This window comes from Bradyrhizobium lablabi (assembly GCF_001440475.1).
GTDB classification, from domain to species: Bacteria; Pseudomonadota; Alphaproteobacteria; order Rhizobiales; family Xanthobacteraceae; genus Bradyrhizobium; species Bradyrhizobium lablabi.
Window position 1 is genome coordinate 14,182 of the sequence record NZ_LLYB01000126.1, and the last position, 19,858, is coordinate 34,039.

Sequence of the window (19,858 nt, forward strand, 5' to 3'; positions counted from 1 at the left end):
GACGCTGCGATGATAGCACCGGCGGCGTTGCACCGTCACCTCTTGGAGAAACGCAATGACCGGACGCGCTGCCGCCCTCATCTATGGCCTCGCGAGCTATCTTATCTTCTCTCTTTCATTTGCCTACACGCCGGCCTTCCTCGGCAATTTTCTTGTCCCGAAAACGATCGACGTCGGACCGGAAAGCGGGCGGGCGCAAGCGGTCCTGATCGACGTGATTTTGCTCTGCCTATTCGCGATCCAGCACAGCGTCATGGCGCGTCCAGCCTTCAAGCGCTGGTGGACGCGCATTATCCCGACGTCCTGTGAGCGCAGCACCTATGTGCTGATCTCGAGCCTGCTGCTTATCCTGATCTTCTGGCAATGGCGCCCGATCGCCCCGACAATCTGGCGTGTCGAGGGTTGGCCGGCAGCAACGCTCACGGCGATCTTCTGGATGGGCTGGCTGACCGCGCTGGCTTCGACGTTCCAGATCGACCATTTCGAGCTGTTCGGATTGCGTCAGGTCGTCGACGCGCTGCGCGGAGCAGCCGATCGTGCGCAAGCGTTCAAGACGCCGCTCCTGTATCGCCTGGTGCGTCACCCGCTGATGCTGGGTCTCCTGCTCGCCTTCTGGGCGACGCCACACATGACGGCCGGGCATCTGCTGTTCGCCGTGATGAATACCGCCTACATCCTTGCCGGCGTCAGGCTCGAGGAAAGAGACCTGGTTGCGGAGTTCGGCGCGAGCTACGAGCATTATCGCCGACGCGTTCCGATGCTGATACCGCGTCTCTTCGGCAGTGGCGCCATCGCTCCAGAGACACGCCGCGGAGGCTGAGATGCGCGCCATTCTTTGCAAGGCCTTCAAAGGTACCGACGCGCTTGAATTCACCGAGGTCGACGAACCGTGCCCGGCAGCAAACGAGGTTCTCGTCGATGTCCATGCCGCGTCCGTCAGCTACATGGACTTTCTAATGAGCTGCGGCGGCTATCAGATGCGGCCGGCCCTTCCCTACGTGCCGGGAACGGACGCCGCCGGTATCGTGCGGGCCTGTGGCGATCGGGTCACGCGCTTCCGGCCCGGCGATCGGGTCGGTTGCGGAAACTGGTTCGGTGCATTTGCGGAGCGCATGGTCGCCAGGGAGAGCAGCGTCGCGCTGCTGCCGGTCAATGTTGATTTTATCGCGGGGTCAACCATCTTGAACACCTATCTCACGGCTTGGTACGCGCTGATTGAGCGGGCGCGGCTGCGGGCCGGCGAGACGCTGCTTGTGACGGGCGCCGCCGGCGGGGTTGGCCTCGCCTGCGTCGAGATCGCGCATTTGATTGGCGCGCGCGTCATTGCCGTCGTGGGCAGTGCTGCGAAGGCGGCCATGGTCCGCACGCATGGCGCCGCCGAGGTCGTCGACCATTCGTGCGAAGACGTAGGTGCACGCGTGAAGGCGCTTGCAGGGGACAAAGGCCTCGACGTTTGCGTTGACAATGTCGGCGGCACGCTCTTCGCCACCCTGGCGAGGCTCATGGGCTGGAACGGGCGACTGCTCCCAATCGGTTTCACCAGCGGGGAGATTCCGTCGCTCGCCATGAATCTGCCTTTGCTCAAGAACTATTCAGTCGTCGGCGTTTTCGTCGGCGCCTGGATGGAGCGCGATCCGGACGAAGCTGTCCGAGCGACAGAGGCCATCATGGCATGGGTCGGCGAAGGCAAGCTCCGCCCGCAGGTTGACCGGGTGCTTCCGCTCCAGCGTGCCGGTGAGGCGATGAGCCTCGTTGCCAACCGGAGCGCGATGGGACGAATTGTGCTGCAGGTCAGGCACGACCTTTGGCGGCAACCGGTGAAGCGCGCCGGCTAGGGCGCGCTCTGCAAGCGTTGCGCCCGCGCTACCATGCCGCCCACGACCCCGACGCCGAGAACGTAGATCCAGCCTTCGTGGAAATCGAACAAATGGGAATTGAACAGCGAGCTGATGAAGTTCTGGACCACGATCACCAGCCCGACCCACGCCGCAAACGTCGATCCCCGAAACAGCTGCAGGTGAAAGTACCACATCGCATACAGGACGAGGCAGCCGAGCATCCCCCACTGGATGGCGGCGTAAAGCGTCTGGTTGTGCGGGTTGCGAATGGACCAGCCCCACTCGCCGGTCTTGCCTTCGGCTTCGCGTTCAAACAGCTGCTTGGTCGATCCGGTGCCGTGTCCGAAAACCGGGGCCTCCGAAATCGATTTGATGGACGTGCGCCAATAGGCCAGCCGCAGGCCGTTCGAGGTCGCGGCCGGAGTTGCGGCATTGGAATCCACAGTCACCTGGGAGTCCTGCACCGTGCGCTCGACGCGGTCGCGCAGATAAGGCGACGTGAACAGAACGGTGCCTTCGACGATCGCCGCAAATACGAGCAGGTAGATCGCGTGCCGCCGGTTCAGATATTTGAAGGCAAAAAGGACCAACAGCACGGGGAAGCAGACCAGCGTGGTGCGTGACGTCGCGACAAACCGCATGTCGCAGTAGAAGCCCAGCATGACGGCTGCGAGCGCGATGGCCCAGGCGCGATGGCCGTTTGCCGCAAATGACAGCAGCAGCGGCGCGACGGCAAACAGGCACAATGCGAGTTCGTGGCTTTGGTCGATGTAGTTTCTGACGGGGACTCCGGCCATGCCGTTCGGCGAAGGCTTCCAGTCCGCGAAATATGTCGCCCATGACACGCCCATGAGAAGGACGCAGGAAGCCAGGAAGGCGATCAGCAGCCAATGCCCGCGCTCGGAGCGCTCGAAGTGATAGATGAGAAGCGGAATGGCCAACAGCTTTACGACGGGACTGAGCCCCAGCAATTTTACCGCAGCGGTATCGCTGGCCCAGAGAACGCCAAGCAGCGCCAGCGCAAAGAAGGCGAGCGGCAAGGACCGCGCCGGCGCACGCAAGGACTCGAAGAACGAAGGCCAGTGAATCGTGGGCAGCACGATGGCCAACCATACCGCCGTAAATACCGAGACCGCTGTCGTCGACCATGGCAGCGCGGCTGCGGCCAGTGCCGGGTAAACATCAACGGAAAGAAGCCAGAAGCGGGACTGCGGCCAGGCGGCGACGAAGCCTGGAATTCCCGGTCTCAATACTGGAGCGGCGGTTAACTCTGACATACGCAACACAACTCAAAAGAGATTTTACAAACGAAGCTGCAATTGCAGCGCTCCCGGACGTCCGAAGTAATCGTTTCTTCGAGGCGTCGGCTAATCCACTTGGATGCAAGGACATGATGGCCAAATGAGGAGCCATTTCGGCCGGCGGTATGGTGAACATCCGGCCTTTTATCGCGCCGCTGTTTCGCTGCTCTGCACTCGCTCGCTCCGTGCCGAGCAGATGCCCTGCTCTGCACTCATCGGTTGATTTCGAGGGATGACGTTTTGGGCAACCTCGGGCGCGGTGCGTCGGGAGAAGTCGTCATCACCCGCTTTCGCGAATGCGGGTGATCCAGTATCCTGGAGACAGCAGTGATAGAATCGAGAGCCGCGGCGTACTGATACTCGCATGCGCGCTACGACCGCAGTGAAAACCCTACCGCCGAAAACTCTTGATCTCCGACACGCTGCCGTCGCGATAGGTCAATTCCACCGACACTGACCTGGTCTGCGGCGCAAGCTTCAGATAAGGCGTCGCATCATGTGGAATGACGCTGGGATCGCGGGGATCGCAGGGCGGCATTTTCAGCACCTTGTCCGGCACCGCCGAGTCGATGCCGACCCGCACCTCGCGGATCGCGCAGCGATACGACATCAGGTGCGTGTAATAGACCAGCAGGCCGTTGAAGTCGCGGAACGACAGCCAGCTCGTCGCCGTCATGTCGAGGATCTTGCGCTGGTCGCGGATCAGCGCGGCTTCAGGATCGAACCGGATCGGGAATGGCCCCTGCAACTCGCCATTGGTGTCGACATAGCGCACCTGGATCACCGCGGCCGGAGCATCGGCCGGCAGCTCGATCGACGGGTTGGGCATCCGCTTGCGGGTGCGCGGATCGAGCGTGTCCATGAAACCGGTCTCGCGGAAATTGCCGCTTTCGCCGATCCGCCAGGAAATGCCGAGCGTCGGATCGGCGATCGAGAACACCACGGTCCAGCCGCCATTGTGGCGCGAGAACATCGCGATCGGCGCGTTGATGGAATCGTTCTGCGGCTTGAGTTGCTGCACCGGCGGCAACGCCGCAAGCTTTTGCAGCGGCTCGGCGGATTGCGCTGCAGCCTCGGGCTGCGCCTTCGCAAGACCGTTGAGAAAAACGTCGTCGACCATCTGGTCGAAATAGACCGGGATCTGCTTGTGGCGGACGGTCTCCGCGAGTTCGCTGACCGCGCGCCGCGTGCGCTGCGCGACCTGAACGAGGTTCGCGCCCGGCTGCGTCAGCTCCTTGGCGAAGGTGCGCGTGAACACCGAATTGGGATTGGTGTCGTCGTTGGAGAGCCGGTCGAGCGCGGTCTGCCGTGGCCCTGCCGAGAAGATCGAGAACACGCCTTCCGGCAATTGCGTCATCGGCGCAAGACCGCCGCCGCCGGCAACCGCGCGGGTGCCGGGACGCTCGAACGGATTGTTGCGGCAGGCATCGAACACCAGGATGGCGGTGCGCACCTTGCGGTTCTGCATCCGCTCGATGATGCGGTCGGCGAGGATCGAGGCGTCGCGCACCAGCTCTTCCTGCCCTTCGGTTGCCGCCGGCACGTCGGTCGGCAGCAGGAAATTCTGCCCCGCAATTTCAAAGCCATGACCGGCATAGAAGAAGAACGCGGTGTCGCCGGCATCGACCGCCTTGTCGAACGCCAGCAACGTCTGGCTGAACGCCTGCCGGTTCTGGTTCTCCGCCACCATCACCGTGAAGCCGAGCTGCTTGAGCGTATCGCCCATGGTGCGGGCGTCGTTGACGGCCTTCTGAAGCCTGGGCACGTTCCGGTAGTCGTTGTTGCCAACCACCAGCGCCACGCGCTTTTCCGCCTGCGCGGGCGCGGCGAAGGCCGCGATGCACGTTGCGAGGCTCGTCACCGCGAGCAGTCTGGAAAGCCAACCCTTCATGGAATTCCCCATCCGCACGATTGGTCCTTTGGGCCGTGCGATACCGCTTCATGCCATAGTCGGCGGCCCGTTGCCCACGGTTCAACAGCTTCTCTTGATTGGAATGGGATGGCCGGATTTGACGGCCAAATGACGGTTTTTGCCGTTATTTGTGCGAAAACATTAAGCTTTTTGGGCTTCAATGGGGGTTCCTAGATTGACTTTGGCCATTTCGACCCTATGTTCGCGCTCAACGCGGCCTTGGATCGAAACGCGATTCCTTAGGTTAGCCGCTCGTCTGCGTAAGTCAGAGCCCCCAGCTTTTCAAAAGCGCGCCGTTTCGGGGCAAAACGCGACAGCCTTTTTACCCTCGATTCCGAACGGCGGTGTCGACTAGAGGCTCAATGTCTTTTTCCAATCTCGGCCTTTCCGATAAGGTCCTCGCCGCAGTTGCGGCCACCGGGTACACCACCCCTACTCCCATCCAGGAACAGGCAATCCCGCACGTTCTGGCCCGCCGCGACGTCCTCGGCATCGCCCAGACCGGCACCGGCAAGACCGCCGCCTTCGTCCTGCCCATGCTCACGCTTCTGGAAAAGGGCCGCGCCCGGGCACGAATGCCCCGCACCCTGATCCTCGAACCGACCCGCGAACTCGCAGCTCAGGTCAAAGAGAACTTCGACAAATACGGCGCCGGCCAGAAACTCAACGTTGCGCTCCTGATCGGCGGCGTCTCGTTCGGCGACCAGGATAGTAAGCTGACCCGCGGCGTCGACGTCCTGATCGCAACCCCCGGCCGCCTGCTCGACCACACCGAGCGCGGCGGTCTCCTGCTCACCGGCGTCGAACTGCTTGTGATCGACGAAGCCGACCGCATGCTGGACATGGGCTTCATCCCCGACATCGAACGCATCTGCAAGCTGGTGCCGTTCACACGCCAGACGCTGTTCTTCACCGCGACGATGCCGCCGGAAATCAGCCGCATCAGCGAAACCTTCCTGCACAATCCCGAGCGCATCGAAGTCTCCAAGCCCGCCACGACCGCGACAGGCGTATCGCAGTTTCAGGTCGGTTGCGGCCGCGAGCCGCACGAGAAGCGCGAAATCCTTCGCCGCCTGTTGCGCGACGCCAAGGACCTCAACAACGCGATCATCTTCTGCAATCGCAAGCGCGAAGTCGCCGTCGTTTTCAAATCGCTGCAGAAGCACGGCTTCAGCGTCGGCGCCTTGCATGGCGACATGGACCAGTCGGCGCGCACCGCCGCGCTCGATCAATTCCGCAAGGGCGAGATCCCGTTGCTGGTTGCCTCCGACGTCGCCGCCCGCGGCCTCGACATTCCCGCCGTCAGCCACGTCTTCAATTTCGATGTGCCGCATCACGCCGACGACTACGTGCATCGCATCGGCCGTACCGGTCGCGCCGGACGCGCCGGCACCGCGATTTCGATCGTCACCTCGCTCGACAACAAATCGATCGCTGCGATCGAACGACTGATCGGGAAAAACATTCCCCCTGCCGAAGGCGACTACAGCGTGCACTCGGAGACGTCCGAGGAGAGCGATCAGCCGCGCGAACATCGCTCGCGGGAAGGATCGCGCGGCGGCCGCAAGCCGCGGCGCGAACGCGAGCCGCGAAACGCCAGGGATTCTGATAAGCGCAGCGACAAGAACGCCGAGCGCGAACCGCGGTCCGCCAAAGGCACGGGCCGCAGCGCCCGACCGCAGCCGGAAGCCGGGGCCTTTACGCCGCCCGCCGCTGCGCAGCCTTCGCGCGTGCCCTCGATCGGACGGCCTGAACCGCGGCGCGCCCATCGCGAGATCGAATCGGAGCCCGCCGATCACTCGCATCTTCCCGCATTTCTTTTGCGGCCTGTTCGCGCCCGCGTCTGATCAACGCCGATCCTGACGGCCGGAAGCATTTACCGGCCGTTCATCCTCCTCCGTTAACTTGCCAGCGATAATTTATTCATTGCTGCCGCCCGGCAACGACCGGCGCTGGCGTTATTGGGGACGGATCAGTGGTCAAGCTGCTGGACGAACACGAACGCACGATGGCGTTTGCCGAAGTCGCGTTGGGCCAGATCAAATCCCTCCGGCAGACCGCCGTCCCCCGCAACTATGAAATCTGGTACGTCTACGCGACCGGATACAACGCCCCCCTCAACAAAATCATCAACGAGACACTGGCGCGCAACGGCAAGCTCAGCGAAGCCGATCTCGAACAGATCTACGAGACCTATCTCTCCCACATCAAGGCATCCGATCGCATCGACAAGGTCGGCGCGCGCGTGATCGGCGAGATCGACGACGTGATGACACTCATCACCGAAGCGCTCGGCATGTCGCAGAGCTACGATTCCAGGCTGAGCGGCGCGACCGAGAAACTCAAGGCAGCCAAGAGCCGCGATCAGATCAAGGCGGTGGTCGACGGCCTGATGAAATCGACCCGAGAGATGCAGGAGACCAATAAGGCGCTGGAAAGCCGGCTGGCGTTGTCGAGGACCGAGATCAGCAATCTTCAGCACAGCCTGGAGGCGATCCGCGCCGAAAGCCTGACCGACCCGCTGACCGGATTGGGTAACCGCAAATATTTCGACCGCTCGATCGACATGGCCGTGCGCACCGCGCTGGCGAACGGCGAACCGCTGTCGCTCATGATGTTCGATATCGACCACTTCAAGTCGTTCAACGATTCCTACGGCCATCTCACCGGCGATCAGGTGCTGCGGCTGGTTGCGATGTCGCTGAAGCAGACCATCAAGGGCCAGGACATCACCGCCCGTTACGGCGGCGAGGAGTTCGCGGTCGTGCTGCCGAATACCGGGCTGCGCCAGGCGCTGACGGTTGCCGACCACATCCGCCGCGCGGTGATGGCAAAGGAATTGAAGAAGAAATCCACTGGCGAGATTCTCGGCCGCGTCACCATCTCGGTCGGCGTTTCCATGCTCAAGCCGGACGACGACACGGATTCACTGATCGAGCGCGCCGACGGCTGTCTCTATGCCGCCAAACGCAATGGCCGCAACCGGGTGATCTGCGAAGTCGACCCCGAATTCGCCGACGAGACCCGCAGCCAGGTCGCCTGACTTCAAGTCGCCTGACGCCGAGTCGCCTGAAGCATCTATTTGCGCGGCGCCTTCCGCTTCCGCGCTGCCTTCCTCACCCCTGTCGCCTTCCGCTTCGCAGCCGGCTTCCGCGCAGCCTTCCCTGACACCTTCGCCTTCGAAGCCTTGCGCGCCTTGGAAGCCTTGCGCGCCTTCGGCCGCTTGCGTACGGCCGCGCGCTGCGCCGCGGCCAGTGCCGCCCTCGCCCACTCGGCCAGTTCCTCGGAATCGTCGAACAGCCGCGCCGGCAACTGCCAGTACGAGTTCACGGTGACCGTCTTGGCCCGCGTCTGATACTGAAACGGCTGCGAGCCTTCCGCCTCGAATTGCGGAATGGTTTGGTCATCGGCGCGGAAATACAGGCCGGCGCGCAGCGAGAGCGCAAAATTGGTGCCGTCCGCGGAAATGCCGTAGCCGGAAAACATGCGGCGGATGGTGACAGGGCCGAAATCGGCAAACAGGTCGATCAGGAATTCGCGATCCATTTGCTCACCGCCCCGGCGATGCGATCGCTACACCTTCGCCGGCGTCAGTTGCACCGATTCGCCGCAGCCGCAGGCGGAGACCTGGTTCGGATTGTTGAAGATGAACTGGGCCTGCATCTTGTCGGCCTTGTAGTCCATCTCGGTGCCGAGCAGGAACAGCACCGCCTTGGGATCGACCAGGATCTTCACGCCCTTGTCCTCGACGACTTCGTCGGTCGGACGGACCTCGTGGGCGTATTCCACCGTATAGGACTGGCCGGCGCAGCCGCCGTTCTTGATGCCGACGCGCAGGCCGACGATCTCCGAATCGGCGCGCTTGGTCAGCTCCGTGATCCGCGCAGCCGCCGCCTCGGTCAGTTTCATGACCTGCGGGCGCGGCCTGGGCTTCGGCTTGGCCTGGACGGTGGTATCCATTGCGTCGATCTCCGGCGTCGCCATCGCGACGAGCTATCATGGCATTAAAATAACAACGAAATTCCCGCTGTGAAGGCCTCTCGTTATCAACTCGATCAGAAGCCGTCGAAACCGACAGCAATTCTAGTAAATCGCCCAAATTCCCGGCGTCGCCAGCTCCAGCAGGTGATTGTCGGGATCGCGGAAATAGATGCTCTTGCCGCCACGCGGCCAGTCCGTCCTGCCCTCGATCGCGACTTGGTGCTCGCCTAGCGACTTTTCCCAGACCGGCAGTTCGGCCGCCGCAATGGCAAAGGCCATGTGGATCGGGCCACTACCATCATGCGGCGGAATGGTCCCGCCCGGTAACTGGATCGTCTCGGGCGTCGAGCCGCGGAGAAACAGCAGCAACACGCTCCGGCCACCAACGTCATAGGCAAGAAAGCGCGAATCGGCCGTCAGCGGCACAAGCCCGAGCACCTTCTCGTAAAACGCGCGGGCGCGATCGAGGTCGTCAACGTAGAGCGCGGTTTCGAGGACACCGGACAGCTGCGGCAACGGATCCCTTCACCACATGTTGAGGACGAGGCGCGCCTCGTCGGACATGCGATCCGGCGTCCAGGCCGGATCCCACACCAGATTGACATTCACGACACCGACGCCGGGCACGCTGGCGATGGCGTTCTCCACCATGGTCGGCAGCTCGCCGGCCGCCGGGCAGTTCGGCGTGGTCAGCGTCATCGTCACGTCGACGGCGCGGTCGTCCTTGAGGTCGACCTTGTAAATCAGGCCGAGCTCATAAATGTCGGCCGGAATTTCCGGGTCGAACACCGTCTTCAGCGCGGCAACGATTTCGGTGCCGAGACGCTCGGTCTCCTCCGGCGGCAGCGCCGACTGGGTTTCCATATTGGCTGACTTGACTTCGGCCGTATCACTCATGCGAACAAATCCCGCGCCTTGATCAGCGCCTGTGCCAGATGGTCGACTTCTTCACGGGTATTATACATGCCGAACGATGCCCGGCAGGTGGCTGTGACATTGAACCGCTCTAAAAGCGGCATCACGCAATGGGTGCCGGCACGCACCGCAATGCCCTGCCGGTCGATCACGGTCGCAACGTCGTGGGCATGCGCCCCCTTCATCTCGAAGGAGATCACCGGGCCCTTGCCACGCGCGGTGCCGATCAGGCGCAGCGAGTTGATTTCGCGCAGCCGCTCCTGGGCATAGGTCAAAAGATCGTGCTCGTGGGCGGCGATGCGCTCCTTGCCGATCGAGGTGACGTAATCGATCGCGGCTCCGAGCCCGATCGATTCCACGATTGCCGGCGTGCCGGCCTCGAATTTGTGCGGGGGATCGCCATAGGTGATCCAGTCGCGGGCGACTTCGCGGATCATCTCGCCGCCGCCGTTGTAGGGGCGCATGGCGACGAGGTGCTCATGCTTGGCATAGAGCACGCCGATGCCGGTCGGCCCGTACAGCTTGTGGCCGGTGAAGACGTAGAAGTCGGCGTCGATATCCTGCACGTCGACCGCCAGATGCACGGCGGCCTGGCTACCGTCGATCAGCACCGGAATGCCGCGGGCGTGTGCCAGCTTCACCACGTCCTTGACCGGCACGAGCGTGCCGAGCGCGTTCGACATCTGGGTGATCGCGACAATCTTGGTGCGATCGGTCAGGAGCTTTTCGAACTCCTCGATCAGGAAATTGCCTTCGTCGTCGACCGGCGCCCATTTGATCACGGCGCCATGGCGCTCCCGGAGGAAATGCCAGGGCACGATGTTGGAGTGATGCTCCATGATGGAGATCACGATCTCGTCGCCGGCCTTGATGTTGGGCTCGCCCCAGGACGACGCCACGAGGTTGATTGCCTCGGTGGCGTTACGGGTGAAGATAATCTCTTCGGTGCGGGCAGCGTTCAAGAACTTCGCCACCTTGGCGCGGCCGCCCTCATAGGCTTCGGTGGCAGCATTGGCGAGGTAATGCAGGCCGCGATGCACGTTGGCGTATTCGCTCTTGTAGGCTTCCGTCATGCGGTCGAGCACGGCGGTCGGCTTCTGCGCGGAGGCGGCGTTGTCGAGATAGACCAGCGGCTTGCCATAGACCTTCATCGCCAGCGCGGGGAAATCCTCCCGCACGCGGTGAACGTCATAGGCGCCATTTTTGACCGCTGGATGCTGACTCATGAACGCGCCTCCAGCCAACGCTGCGCGGCAGCGATCGCAAGTTCGCGCAGATCATCATTGACGATGGATTCAATGGCCTCGCCCACGAAAGCCTGGATCAGAAGCGCCTGCGCTTCCTTTTCGGACAGTCCGCGGGCGCGCAGGTAGAACAACAGGCTCTCGTCGAGCGCGCCGGTGGTCGCGCCATGGCCGCAGGTGACGTCGTCGGCGAAGATTTCCAGCTCCGGCTTGTTGTCGGCCTCGGCCTCGTCGGACAGCAGCAGCGCCCGCGTCATCATCTTGGCGTCGGTCTTCTGCGCGTCGGGGCGCACGATGATGCGACCCTGGAACACCGAATGGGCGCGGTCGTCAGCGACGGCGCGGAACACTTCGCGGCTGGCGCAATGCGGCACCGCGTGATCCATGAACAGCGTGGTGTCGGCGTGCTGGCGGCCGTTGAGCAGATTGACGCCGTTGGTCTCGACGCGGGAATGCTCGCCGGCAAACGCAATGGTGGCCTGATAGCGACTCACGGCCGCGCCCGAGGTCATGCCGAACGTGTTGAAGTGCGCGTGCGCGCCCAGCGTCAGCACGGCGGAGGAAATGTTGACGGCCTCTCGGGCGTCCTCGACCAGGCGGACGTGGTCGAGCCGGGAATTGTCCCCGATCGACACGATCAGCGAGTCGTGAGCCTGATAGGATTTCGCGCCATCGGCCGCGATGTAGCTCTCGACCAGCGTCACGCCGGCATCCTTGCCGAGTCGCAGCAGCGAGCGGGTGAACATCGCCGCTGGCGTGGCGCCGGTCGCGACGTGAATGACCTGCAGCGGCTGCTTCAGCACGACGCCATCGGCGATCTCGATCACCACGCCGTCAGTCATCATCGCGCTGTTGAGCGCGACCATCGGGTTGGCGGTGTCGGGGGTGAACAGTTGGGTTTGCAGCGCGGCGTCGCCGGCTTCCAGCACTTCCCGCAAGGTGCGGATGGCGAGACCCTTTTCCAGCCCGTCCAGTTCGGAAAGCTTCGGCGCGAACACGCCGTCGACCAGCACCAGCCGGCGCGCGCCCTTGATGGCCTGCAGCTTCACCGCGGCCGCGGCCTGCTTGAGTGCAGCCGCATCCGGTGCGGGCGCCAGCGGCAGCACTTCGCGCATGAGCGCGCGCAGATCGGTGTATTTCCAGTCCTCGATACGCCGGTGCGGCAGACCAACACGGTCATAGGCGTCGAACGCGGCGCTTCGCGCCTCGGCGACCTTGCCCGTGCCCGGCAGCCGGTCACGCGCGACGGCAAAGCTGTCGCTCAGCGCGCGTCCGGTCTCGTTCTTTGCCAAAGCCAAATTCATCACAAATCCGTTTCGCGTCAGGCTGCGTCTTCGAACTGGGCGTAGCCGGAAGCCTCGAGCTCCAGCGCCAGATCCTTGCCGCCGCTTTTTACCACCCGGCCCTTCGACATCACGTGCACGAAGTCGGGCACGATGTAGTTGAGCAGGCGCTGATAGTGGGTGATGACGACCATGGCGCGCTCCGGCGAACGCAGCGCATTGACGCCGTCGGCGGCGACGCGCAGCGCGTCGATGTCGAGGCCGGAATCCATTTCATCGAGAATGCAGACGGCCGGCTCGAACAGCGCCATCTGCAGGATCTCGTTGCGCTTCTTTTCGCCGCCGGAGAAGCCGACATTGACGCCGCGCTTGAGCATGTCCTGCGGGATGTTGAGCGACTTTGCGACCGCGCGGACCTTCTTGAGGAACTCCGGAGACGAAAGCTGGCTCTCGCCGCGCGCCTTGCGCTGGGCGTTCAATGCGGTGTGCAGGAAATTCCAGGTGGTCACGCCGGGGATTTCGACCGGGTACTGGAACGCCAGGAACACGCCTTTGGCGGCGCGCTCGTCCGGCTCCATCTCCAGCAGATCCTCGCCCCTGAACAGGATCTGGCCGTCGGTGACCTCATAGCCCGGCTTGCCCGCGATGACGTGGCTGAGCGTCGATTTGCCGGAGCCGTTCGGCCCCATGATCGCATGCACCTCACCCGGATTTACGGTGAGCGTCAGCCCGTGGAGAATTTCGTTATCCTCGACGCGGACCTTCAGATCTTTCACTTCAAGCAACGCAGTCATCTTGTTTCCTTGTGGCCTACAACGCCCGAATCAAAGCCGGAAGACAAAGCCAGGCAAAGAAACCCAGCGCTCCACCACCGGCAGCCAATTTGCCGAATTCGGTAACATCACTCCATCCCGCCAAGCCGCCGATCAGGGCAGCGAACGCGCCAACGATTGCAATGAACAAAAAGATCGCAAATGGCGCAAACCGGACGAAAGCGATGACGTTACCGATCATCTGACCTACCCGACGCTTCCCTCCAGCGAGATCGAGATCAGCTTCTGCGCCTCAACTGCGAACTCCATCGGCAGTTGCTGCAGCACGTCCTTCACGAAGCCGTTGACGACGAGGCCGACGGCTTCCTCCTGGCTGAGGCCGCGCTGGATGCAATAGAACAGCACGTCCTCGGAAATCTTCGACGTCGTCGCTTCGTGCTCGAAGGTCGCCGACGAGTTCTTGGCCTCGACGTAAGGAACGGTGTGCGCGCCGCACTTGTCGCCGATCAGGAGCGAGTCGCAGGCCGTAAAGTTACGCGCGCCGGTCGCCTTGCGATGAGCGGTGACGAGGCCGCGATAGGTGTTTTGCGAGACGCCCGCCGCGATGCCCTTGGAGATGATCCGGCTGGTCGTGTTCTTGCCAAGATGGATCATCTTGGTGCCGCTATCGACCTGCTGGTGACCGTTCGAGATCGCGATCGAGTAGAACTCGCCGCGCGAATTGTCGCCGCGCAGGATGCAGCTCGGATATTTCCAGGTGATCGCCGATCCCGTTTCGACCTGGGTCCAGGAAATCTTCGAATGGTTGCCGCGGCAGTCGCCACGCTTGGTGACGAAATTGTAGATGCCGCCGACACCTTCGGAATTGCCGGGATACCAGTTCTGCACCGTCGAATATTTGATCTCGGCATCATCGAGCGCGACGAGTTCAACGACGGCGGCGTGAAGCTGGTTCTCGTCGCGCTGCGGTGCGGTGCAGCCTTCGAGATAGCTGACGTAGGAGCCCTTGTCGGCGATGATCAGCGTGCGCTCGAACTGGCCGGTGTTACGCTCGTTGATGCGGAAATAGGTCGACAGCTCCATCGGGCAGCGCACGCCCGGCGGCACGTAGACGAACGAGCCGTCGGAAAACACCGCCGAGTTCAGCGTCGCAAAGTAATTGTCCGAGGTCGGCACCACCGTGCCGAGATACTGCTTCACCAGTTCGGGGTGTTCGCGGATCGCCTCCGAGATCGGCATGAAGATCACGCCGGCTGCCTTCAGCTCCTTCTGGAACGTGGTCGCCACCGAAACCGAATCGAAGACGGCGTCGACCGCAATCTTGCGGTTGGGCGACGGCTCGCTACCGGGCGGCGGCTCGACGCCCTCGAGAATGGCGACTTCGCGCAAGGGGATGCCGAGCTTCTCGTAGGTCTTGAGAATCTCAGGATCGATCTCGTCGATCGAGGACAGCGTCTTCTTCGGCTTCGGCGCCGCGTAGTAGTGAATGTCCTGGTAGTCGATCTTCGGATAGTTGACGCGCGCCCAGGTCGGCTCCGTCATGGTCAGCCAGCGGCGATAGGCCTCCAGGCGCCATTCCAGCATCCAGGCCGGTTCGTTCTTTTTTGCAGAGATGAAGCGGACGGTGTCTTCCGAGAGACCCTTGGGGGCCTTCTCCGACTCGATAAGTGTCTCAAACCCATATCGATACTGGTCGACGTCGATACGCTTCACGCGCTCGACCGTCTCTTGTACGGCTGGCATTCCATCCTCCGCTCGCGGTTTCAAGGACCGCGGTGGAACAAAATCTGTGACGAAGCTTGTCCGGCGAAACGCGCTTAGAACGGTTCAAGCCGTGTTTCGTCGCCCTCTAAGTAAGGCATCGGCAAGCTTTCGCCAAGCCTCCAGGGCCAAATCAACGTCTGTCTCCGAGGTAGACCAGCCCAGACTGAGCCGCACCGCTCCCTGGGCCAGATCCTTGCCAAATCCCATCGCGGCCAGGACATGCGACGGCTGCACCTTGCCGGAGGAACAGGCCGAGCCCGAGGATACCGCAATACCGGCAAGATCGAAGCCAATCACCGCCGTTTCGGCCTTCAGCCCGGGAACCGTGAACAGGGTGGTATTCGGCAACCGCGGCACATCTTCGGAAAACACAATGATATCAGCGGCTTGCTTGAGCCCTTTCTCAAAGCGCTCGCGCAGGGCCTGAAGTCGGTCGGCATTATCGGCCAGTTGAGCTGCCGCGGCTGCGGCCGCCACGCCAAAGGCTGCGATGCCGGCCACATTCTCGGTGCCCGCCCGGCGTCCGAGTTCCTGCCCGCCACCGCGCAACAGCGGCTCGATTGCCTGCACGCCCTCGGCCAGAACCAGCGCACCAACGCCCTTGGGGCCACCGATCTTGTGCGCAGACAGCGTCAGCAAATCGGCCTGCATCACCTTGATATCGATCGGTATTTTACCCAGTGCCTGGATCGCATCGACATGCAGCAGCCCGCCCGCTTCATGCACGATCTCGGCGGCTTCGGCGATCGGTTGAATGGCGCCGGTCTCGTTATTGGCTGCCATCACCGACACCAGCGCCGGCGACCCATCCGCCAGCAAGGCACGCAGATGGTCGAGGTCCACCACGCCGGCGGATGAGATGTTGATGGATGCGATTGCGTCTGCGGAAAACCGCCCCCCTGACAGCACCGATGGATGCTCGATGGCCGAGACCACCAGACGCTGGACCGGCCAGCCCGAGCCCCGGCGCAATCCCGGCGTCAGCGCCATTGCATTGGCTTCGGTACCGCCGGAGCAAAACACCACGTCCTGCGGCCGGGCCGAAACGGCGGCCGCCACAGCGGCCCGCGCGTCCTCGACCAGCCGGCGTGCCTGCCGGCCTTCGGCGTGAACCGAGGACGGATTACCGGCCATGTCCCAGGCAGCCGCCAATGCTTGTCGCGCCTCAGGGCGAAGCGGCGTGGTTGCATTCCAGTCGAGGTAGACCCGATCAGGCATCGCTGTATTATATTACCTATATTGGCGAATATCTTTCGCCCGCGTGCGCCAGACGCCTTATTGCAATTGGCGATCGCGCCGTCTGCAGGCAATCGCAAACTAGCACCTTGAACCGCCTTCTAGACGTTCAAGATGCTTGCTTTTTGCCCCTCGCCTCATGTTAGAACGCCGCCACCAGTTCACGGGAGCGTCGTTCGCGCATCGCCCAGCGACGCCTGATCACATTCTCTCCGCCGGATCACATCCGTTGCCCAGGGATCATCAATGCCTGAAGTAATTTTCACCGGCCCCGCAGGCCGCCTCGAAGGCCGTTATCACCCGGCCAAGCAGAAGAACGCGCCGATCGCGATGATCCTGCATCCGCATCCGCAGTTTCACGGCACGATGAATCACCAGATCGTCTACCAGTGCTACTACGCGTTTGCGCATCGCGGCTTCTCGGTTTTGCGCTTCAATTTCCGCGGCGTCGGCCGCAGCCAGGGCTCGTTCGATCACGGCACCGGTGAGCTCTCCGACGCGGCGTCCGCGCTCGACTGGGCGCAGACCATCAATCCCGAGGCGCGCGCCTGCTGGGTCGCCGGCTTTTCGTTCGGCGCCTGGATCGGCATGCAGCTTCTGATGCGCCGGCCTGAGGTCGAAGGTTTTATTTCGATCGCGCCGCCTGCCAATCTCTACGACTTCTCCTTCCTCGCGCCCTGCCCGTCCTCGGGCCTGATCGTGCATGGCGAGAAGGACGCAGTGGTGCCGCCGAAGGACGTCAACACGCTGGTCGAAAAGCTGAAGACCCAGAAGGGCATCGTGATCGATCAGCAGATCATCCCGGGCGCCAACCACTTCTTCGACGGCAAGCTCGAGCCGCTGATGGAGACCGTGACCGGTTATCTCGACATGCGCCTCGCCAACGTGCGCTGATGTCATTTGGGAGACGTGTAGCCCGGATGGAGCGCCGCGAAATCCGGGCCACTGCCCATGAATAAGTTTACCTATGGCAGCCCCGTATTGGTCAGGAAGGACGCACCCGATCATCTGCGTCCTGGGCAGAAAGCTTCTGTATTCGGAGTTTTCCTTCCACAGGATCGGAAGGGATCACATTTCGACCAGTTTACACCTGGCGTTGTGTATTCCATCGAATACAGAGATGGCGCCGCTGCGAACGTTCATGAGGATTTTCTCGAGAATCTATAGTCTTCTGCCAGCAGCCTGCAGGATGGGTAGAGCGCAGCGAAACCCATCAGCCCCGGCGCGGATGGGTATCGCTTCGCTCCACCCATCCTACGATTTTAAGCCGGCGCGAACTTCAGCGCCGCGATCCCTATCAGCACGAGCACGATGCCTGCGATCTTCGTCGGACTGAGCGCCTCGCCGAACAGTAAGACGCCCATGATCAGTGTGCCGGCCGCACCGATACCGGTCCAGACCGTGTAGGCCACACCGATCTCCAGCACCTGCAGCGCCCGCCCGAGTAGAAAGACGAACGCTGCCTGCAGCACCAGCGAGGCGATGCTCCAGCCGAGGCGGGTATAGCCTTCGGCATATTTCATCGAGATCGCCCAGCCAACATCAAGCAGTCCGGCGGTAACGAGTGCGATCCAGGCGACCTGCGGGGACATGTCCGTCTCACGCCGCCAGCTTCAGCATGTGCGCGTTATGGCGCACCAGGAACGCGTGCAGCAATTGCGGATAGTCGGGCCCGACGGCCGTGCGCACGCTCGGCCGCTTTGCCAATTCCTCTCGCCAGGCGCGGACCTTCGGCGTATCGGCAAAGATCGAGAGATCGATCAACTGATCGAACACGTCGAAATAGCGGAAGATCGGCGCGAACACCGCGTCGACCAGGCTGAAACGTTCGCCGGCGAAGAACGGCCCCCTGCCCAGCGCCTCCTCGACGCGGGCAAATTTTGCGGCAACCGCCTGCCGCTTGCTTTCAAACACCGCGGGATCGCCCGTCGTCTCCAGGCCCCAGAGCTCGCCCAGAATGGTGGATCCGAATTCCATCCAGGCCCGGTGCTGCGCGCGCTGCAGCGCATCCAGCGGATGCAGTTTGGCACCGCTCTGCGTCTCCTCGATGTATTCGCAAATCACGTTGCTCTCGAACAGCGCGACCTCGTTGCCGTCGTCGCCGGTCACGACGAGCACTGGCACCTTGCCGAGCGGGGATAGCTTCAAGAACCAGTCCGGCTTGTTGGCGAGATCGATGTCGACCCGCTCGAACGGAACGCCCTTTTCGTTCAGCGCGATCACGGCGCGCTGCACGTAGGGGCAAAGCTTGTGGCTGATCAAAGTGAGCTTTTGCGCCATGACGACCTCCCAAGGCGAAGGCCATCCGCCCTCGCTCCATGCATCTGCATCCAAATTAGATGCATATGCATGCAGTCGTCAAGGTCGATGCAACTGCATCAACATATCTTGAACCACGTCACGGCCGCGCGATGATGCCGCCGGTCATCGGGATCGGCACCCCTGTGGTGGCGGGGTAGCTCAGCGGCAGGCCTTTCAGGCCCCGCGCCGCCAGAAATCCAAACGCCTGCGCCTCGATGGCGTCGGAAGCCCAGCCCAGCGTGTCCGCCGCCTGGACCTGCGCCGGCGCCAGGCATTCGCGCAGCATCCGCAGCATGGTCAGGTTGCGGGCGCCGCCGCCGGCCACGATCCAGCTCTTTGGCTCCTTCGGCAGCAACGGCACCACCCGGGCGATCGCGGCCACCGTAAACGCGGTCAGCGTCGCCGCGCCGTCCTCGGGCGGCATATCGCCAAGTTTCAGCCCCGCAAAATCATTGCGATCGAGCGATTTCGGCGGAGGCAGCGCAAAGAACGGCATCGCCAGCGCGCGATTGATCCAGGCTGCATCGATCTTGCCCAGCGCCGCAGTACGACCCTCGGTATCGAAGCGCTGGTTCATGCGACGGAGCATGTGATCGTCGAGCAGCGCATTGCCCGGGCCGGTATCGCAGGCGATCAGCGTGTCGCCTTCGATATAGGTGATGTTGGCGACCCCGCCGATATTGACCACGACGGTCGGCCCCTCCCGCTCCAGCGATTGGGCCAGCGCGCGGTGATAGACCGGCACAAAGGGTGCGCCCTGCCCGCCGGCTTCGACGTCGGCAGCGCGGAAATCGTACATGACAGGGACGTGAATCGTCTTGGCGAGCAGCTGCGCGTCGCCGATCTGGACCGTCAGCTTTTTCTCGGGCCGGTGCAGCACGGTCTGGCCATGGAAGCCGACAATGTCGATGTCGTCGAAGCGCATCCGGTGTTGGGCGGTAAAAGCGGCCACCGCCTCGGCATGGGCCGCGGTCACGACCCGCTCGGCCTCACGCAGGCAACCGGGCCGCGCCATACGATCCGGCAGGTCGGCGGCCTCGTACAGCGCCTGGCGCAGCAGGCCGCGCTCCGCATCCGTATAGGGCCGGTATCCGGACGGTCCGAGCGCATTCACCCGGCGGCCGTCGGTTTCGATCAACGCGACATCGACCCCGTCGAGCGAGGTGCCGCTCATCAAACCTAATGCCGTCAACATCATAGCAGATTGTGCCTTTGAAACGCCCTGCTCGATACGTCCCGCCGACGACGATCAGCTTGTGCCAAACACGCACATCTTATAATGCCACAGCGCCCGGGCTTGCGGCAGCCTG

At 62.8% G+C, this 19,858-nt stretch carries 20 protein-coding genes; 5 read left to right on the top strand and 15 right to left on the bottom strand.

Features of this window, described 5'->3' with window-relative positions:
- Positions 1-55: 55 nt before the first annotated feature.
- Complete coding sequence (gene mddA / locus CQ14_RS36760) at positions 56-820, top strand: methanethiol S-methyltransferase (RefSeq protein WP_057862637.1); 765 nt, start codon at positions 56-58, stop codon at positions 818-820.
- A 1-nt stretch (position 821) separates the two neighbouring features.
- Complete coding sequence (locus tag CQ14_RS36765; RefSeq protein ID WP_057862638.1) at positions 822-1,835, top strand: NADPH:quinone oxidoreductase family protein; 1,014 nt, start codon at positions 822-824, stop codon at positions 1,833-1,835.
- On the opposite strand, the gene CQ14_RS36770 is transcribed toward CQ14_RS36765, so the two are convergent.
- Entirely contained in the window at positions 1,832-3,115 is a 1,284-nt protein-coding gene (locus CQ14_RS36770; protein WP_063800472.1) for an O-antigen ligase family protein, read from the bottom strand. The genes CQ14_RS36765 and CQ14_RS36770 overlap by 4 nt on opposite strands.
- A gap of 415 nt (positions 3,116-3,530) precedes the next feature.
- Positions 3,531-5,030: a caspase family protein gene (locus CQ14_RS36775; RefSeq protein ID WP_057862640.1), complete on the bottom strand. Its 1,500-nt coding sequence runs from the start codon at positions 5,028-5,030 to the stop codon at positions 3,531-3,533.
- Positions 5,031-5,413: 383 nt separating this feature from the next.
- On the opposite strand from CQ14_RS36775, the gene CQ14_RS36780 reads away from it, so the two are divergent.
- Positions 5,414-6,898, top strand: coding sequence for a DEAD/DEAH box helicase (locus tag CQ14_RS36780; RefSeq protein WP_057862641.1), 1,485 nt, complete (start codon positions 5,414-5,416; stop codon positions 6,896-6,898).
- A gap of 128 nt (positions 6,899-7,026) precedes the next feature.
- Positions 7,027-8,094 carry a GGDEF domain-containing protein gene (locus CQ14_RS36785; protein WP_057862642.1) on the top strand — a complete coding sequence of 356 codons (1,068 nt, stop codon included), beginning with the start codon at positions 7,027-7,029 and terminating at the stop codon, positions 8,092-8,094.
- A gap of 35 nt (positions 8,095-8,129) precedes the next feature.
- On the opposite strand, the gene CQ14_RS36790 is transcribed toward CQ14_RS36785, so the two are convergent.
- From CQ14_RS36790 to CQ14_RS36835, 10 genes are all read right to left on the bottom strand, one after another.
- Positions 8,130-8,597: a TfoX/Sxy family protein gene (locus CQ14_RS36790; RefSeq protein WP_057862643.1), complete on the bottom strand. Its 468-nt coding sequence runs from the start codon at positions 8,595-8,597 to the stop codon at positions 8,130-8,132.
- A 27-nt stretch (positions 8,598-8,624) separates the two neighbouring features.
- Positions 8,625-9,011 (bottom strand): HesB/IscA family protein, encoded by a 387-nt coding sequence (locus tag CQ14_RS36795; protein WP_057862670.1) that lies wholly within the window; start codon positions 9,009-9,011, stop codon positions 8,625-8,627.
- A 123-nt stretch (positions 9,012-9,134) separates the two neighbouring features.
- Positions 9,135-9,548 (bottom strand): VOC family protein, encoded by a 414-nt coding sequence (locus CQ14_RS36800; protein WP_057862644.1) that lies wholly within the window; start codon positions 9,546-9,548, stop codon positions 9,135-9,137.
- Positions 9,549-9,557: 9 nt separating this feature from the next.
- The gene (locus CQ14_RS36805; RefSeq protein ID WP_057862645.1) at positions 9,558-9,929 is read right to left on the bottom strand and encodes an SUF system Fe-S cluster assembly protein; all 372 of its coding nucleotides are present in this window, start codon (positions 9,927-9,929) and stop codon (positions 9,558-9,560) included.
- Complete coding sequence (locus CQ14_RS36810; RefSeq protein WP_057862646.1) at positions 9,926-11,173, bottom strand: cysteine desulfurase; 1,248 nt, start codon at positions 11,171-11,173, stop codon at positions 9,926-9,928. Before CQ14_RS36810 ends, CQ14_RS36805 begins: the two co-directional genes overlap by 4 nt.
- Entirely contained in the window at positions 11,170-12,495 is a 1,326-nt protein-coding gene (gene sufD / locus CQ14_RS36815) for a Fe-S cluster assembly protein SufD (protein ID WP_057862647.1), read from the bottom strand. Before sufD ends, CQ14_RS36810 begins: the two co-directional genes overlap by 4 nt.
- Before the next feature lie 17 nt (positions 12,496-12,512).
- Positions 12,513-13,268: a Fe-S cluster assembly ATPase SufC gene (gene sufC, locus CQ14_RS36820; RefSeq protein WP_057862648.1), complete on the bottom strand. Its 756-nt coding sequence runs from the start codon at positions 13,266-13,268 to the stop codon at positions 12,513-12,515.
- A gap of 16 nt (positions 13,269-13,284) precedes the next feature.
- The gene (locus tag CQ14_RS36825) at positions 13,285-13,488 is read right to left on the bottom strand and encodes a hypothetical protein (RefSeq protein ID WP_057835498.1); all 204 of its coding nucleotides are present in this window, start codon (positions 13,486-13,488) and stop codon (positions 13,285-13,287) included.
- Positions 13,489-13,493: 5 nt separating this feature from the next.
- Positions 13,494-14,990 carry a Fe-S cluster assembly protein SufB gene (sufB, locus tag CQ14_RS36830; RefSeq protein WP_057862649.1) on the bottom strand — a complete coding sequence of 499 codons (1,497 nt, stop codon included), beginning with the start codon at positions 14,988-14,990 and terminating at the stop codon, positions 13,494-13,496.
- A gap of 84 nt (positions 14,991-15,074) precedes the next feature.
- Entirely contained in the window at positions 15,075-16,229 is a 1,155-nt protein-coding gene (locus CQ14_RS36835; RefSeq protein ID WP_057862650.1) for a cysteine desulfurase family protein, read from the bottom strand.
- 264 nt (positions 16,230-16,493) lie between these two features.
- Between CQ14_RS36835 and CQ14_RS36840 the strand changes: the two genes are divergently transcribed.
- Complete coding sequence (locus CQ14_RS36840; RefSeq protein WP_025589847.1) at positions 16,494-17,141, top strand: alpha/beta hydrolase; 648 nt, start codon at positions 16,494-16,496, stop codon at positions 17,139-17,141.
- Positions 17,142-17,509: 368 nt separating this feature from the next.
- Here CQ14_RS36840 and CQ14_RS36845 read toward each other — a convergent pair whose 3' ends face one another.
- From CQ14_RS36845 to CQ14_RS36855, 3 genes are all read right to left on the bottom strand, one after another.
- The gene (locus CQ14_RS36845; RefSeq protein ID WP_057862651.1) at positions 17,510-17,839 is read right to left on the bottom strand and encodes a DMT family transporter; all 330 of its coding nucleotides are present in this window, start codon (positions 17,837-17,839) and stop codon (positions 17,510-17,512) included.
- Positions 17,840-17,846: 7 nt separating this feature from the next.
- Positions 17,847-18,527, bottom strand: a complete 681-nt coding sequence (locus CQ14_RS36850; protein ID WP_057862652.1) for a glutathione S-transferase family protein — start codon at positions 18,525-18,527, stop codon at positions 17,847-17,849.
- Between the two features lie 118 nt (positions 18,528-18,645).
- Complete coding sequence (locus CQ14_RS36855) at positions 18,646-19,746, bottom strand: anhydro-N-acetylmuramic acid kinase (protein WP_057862653.1); 1,101 nt, start codon at positions 19,744-19,746, stop codon at positions 18,646-18,648.
- Positions 19,747-19,858: the final 112 nt, after the last annotated feature.

Excerpts from the sequence above, each read along its gene's own strand:
- mddA (WP_057862637.1), top strand. The coding sequence starts at position 56 with ATGACCGGACGCGCTGCCGCCCTCATCTATGGCCTCGCGAGCTATCTT.
- CQ14_RS36765 (WP_057862638.1), top strand. The coding sequence starts at position 822 with ATGCGCGCCATTCTTTGCAAGGCCTTCAAAGGTACCGACGCGCTTGAA.
- CQ14_RS36770 (WP_063800472.1), bottom strand. The coding sequence starts at position 3,115 with ATGTCAGAGTTAACCGCCGCTCCAGTATTGAGACCGGGAATTCCAGGC.
- CQ14_RS36775 (WP_057862640.1), bottom strand. The coding sequence starts at position 5,030 with ATGAAGGGTTGGCTTTCCAGACTGCTCGCGGTGACGAGCCTCGCAACG.
- CQ14_RS36780 (WP_057862641.1), top strand. The coding sequence starts at position 5,414 with ATGTCTTTTTCCAATCTCGGCCTTTCCGATAAGGTCCTCGCCGCAGTT.
- CQ14_RS36790 (WP_057862643.1), bottom strand. The coding sequence starts at position 8,597 with ATGGATCGCGAATTCCTGATCGACCTGTTTGCCGATTTCGGCCCTGTC.
- CQ14_RS36795 (WP_057862670.1), bottom strand. The coding sequence starts at position 9,011 with ATGGATACCACCGTCCAGGCCAAGCCGAAGCCCAGGCCGCGCCCGCAG.
- CQ14_RS36805 (WP_057862645.1), bottom strand. The coding sequence starts at position 9,929 with ATGAGTGATACGGCCGAAGTCAAGTCAGCCAATATGGAAACCCAGTCG.
- CQ14_RS36810 (WP_057862646.1), bottom strand. The coding sequence starts at position 11,173 with ATGAGTCAGCATCCAGCGGTCAAAAATGGCGCCTATGACGTTCACCGC.
- sufD (WP_057862647.1), bottom strand. The coding sequence starts at position 12,495 with ATGAATTTGGCTTTGGCAAAGAACGAGACCGGACGCGCGCTGAGCGAC.
- sufC (WP_057862648.1), bottom strand. The coding sequence starts at position 13,268 with ATGACTGCGTTGCTTGAAGTGAAAGATCTGAAGGTCCGCGTCGAGGAT.
- CQ14_RS36825 (WP_057835498.1), bottom strand. The coding sequence starts at position 13,488 with ATGATCGGTAACGTCATCGCTTTCGTCCGGTTTGCGCCATTTGCGATC.
- sufB (WP_057862649.1), bottom strand. The coding sequence starts at position 14,990 with ATGCCAGCCGTACAAGAGACGGTCGAGCGCGTGAAGCGTATCGACGTC.
- CQ14_RS36835 (WP_057862650.1), bottom strand. The coding sequence starts at position 16,229 with ATGCCTGATCGGGTCTACCTCGACTGGAATGCAACCACGCCGCTTCGC.
- CQ14_RS36840 (WP_025589847.1), top strand. The coding sequence starts at position 16,494 with ATGCCTGAAGTAATTTTCACCGGCCCCGCAGGCCGCCTCGAAGGCCGT.
- CQ14_RS36845 (WP_057862651.1), bottom strand. The coding sequence starts at position 17,839 with ATGTCCCCGCAGGTCGCCTGGATCGCACTCGTTACCGCCGGACTGCTT.
- CQ14_RS36850 (WP_057862652.1), bottom strand. The coding sequence starts at position 18,527 with ATGGCGCAAAAGCTCACTTTGATCAGCCACAAGCTTTGCCCCTACGTG.
- CQ14_RS36855 (WP_057862653.1), bottom strand. The coding sequence starts at position 19,746 with ATGATGTTGACGGCATTAGGTTTGATGAGCGGCACCTCGCTCGACGGG.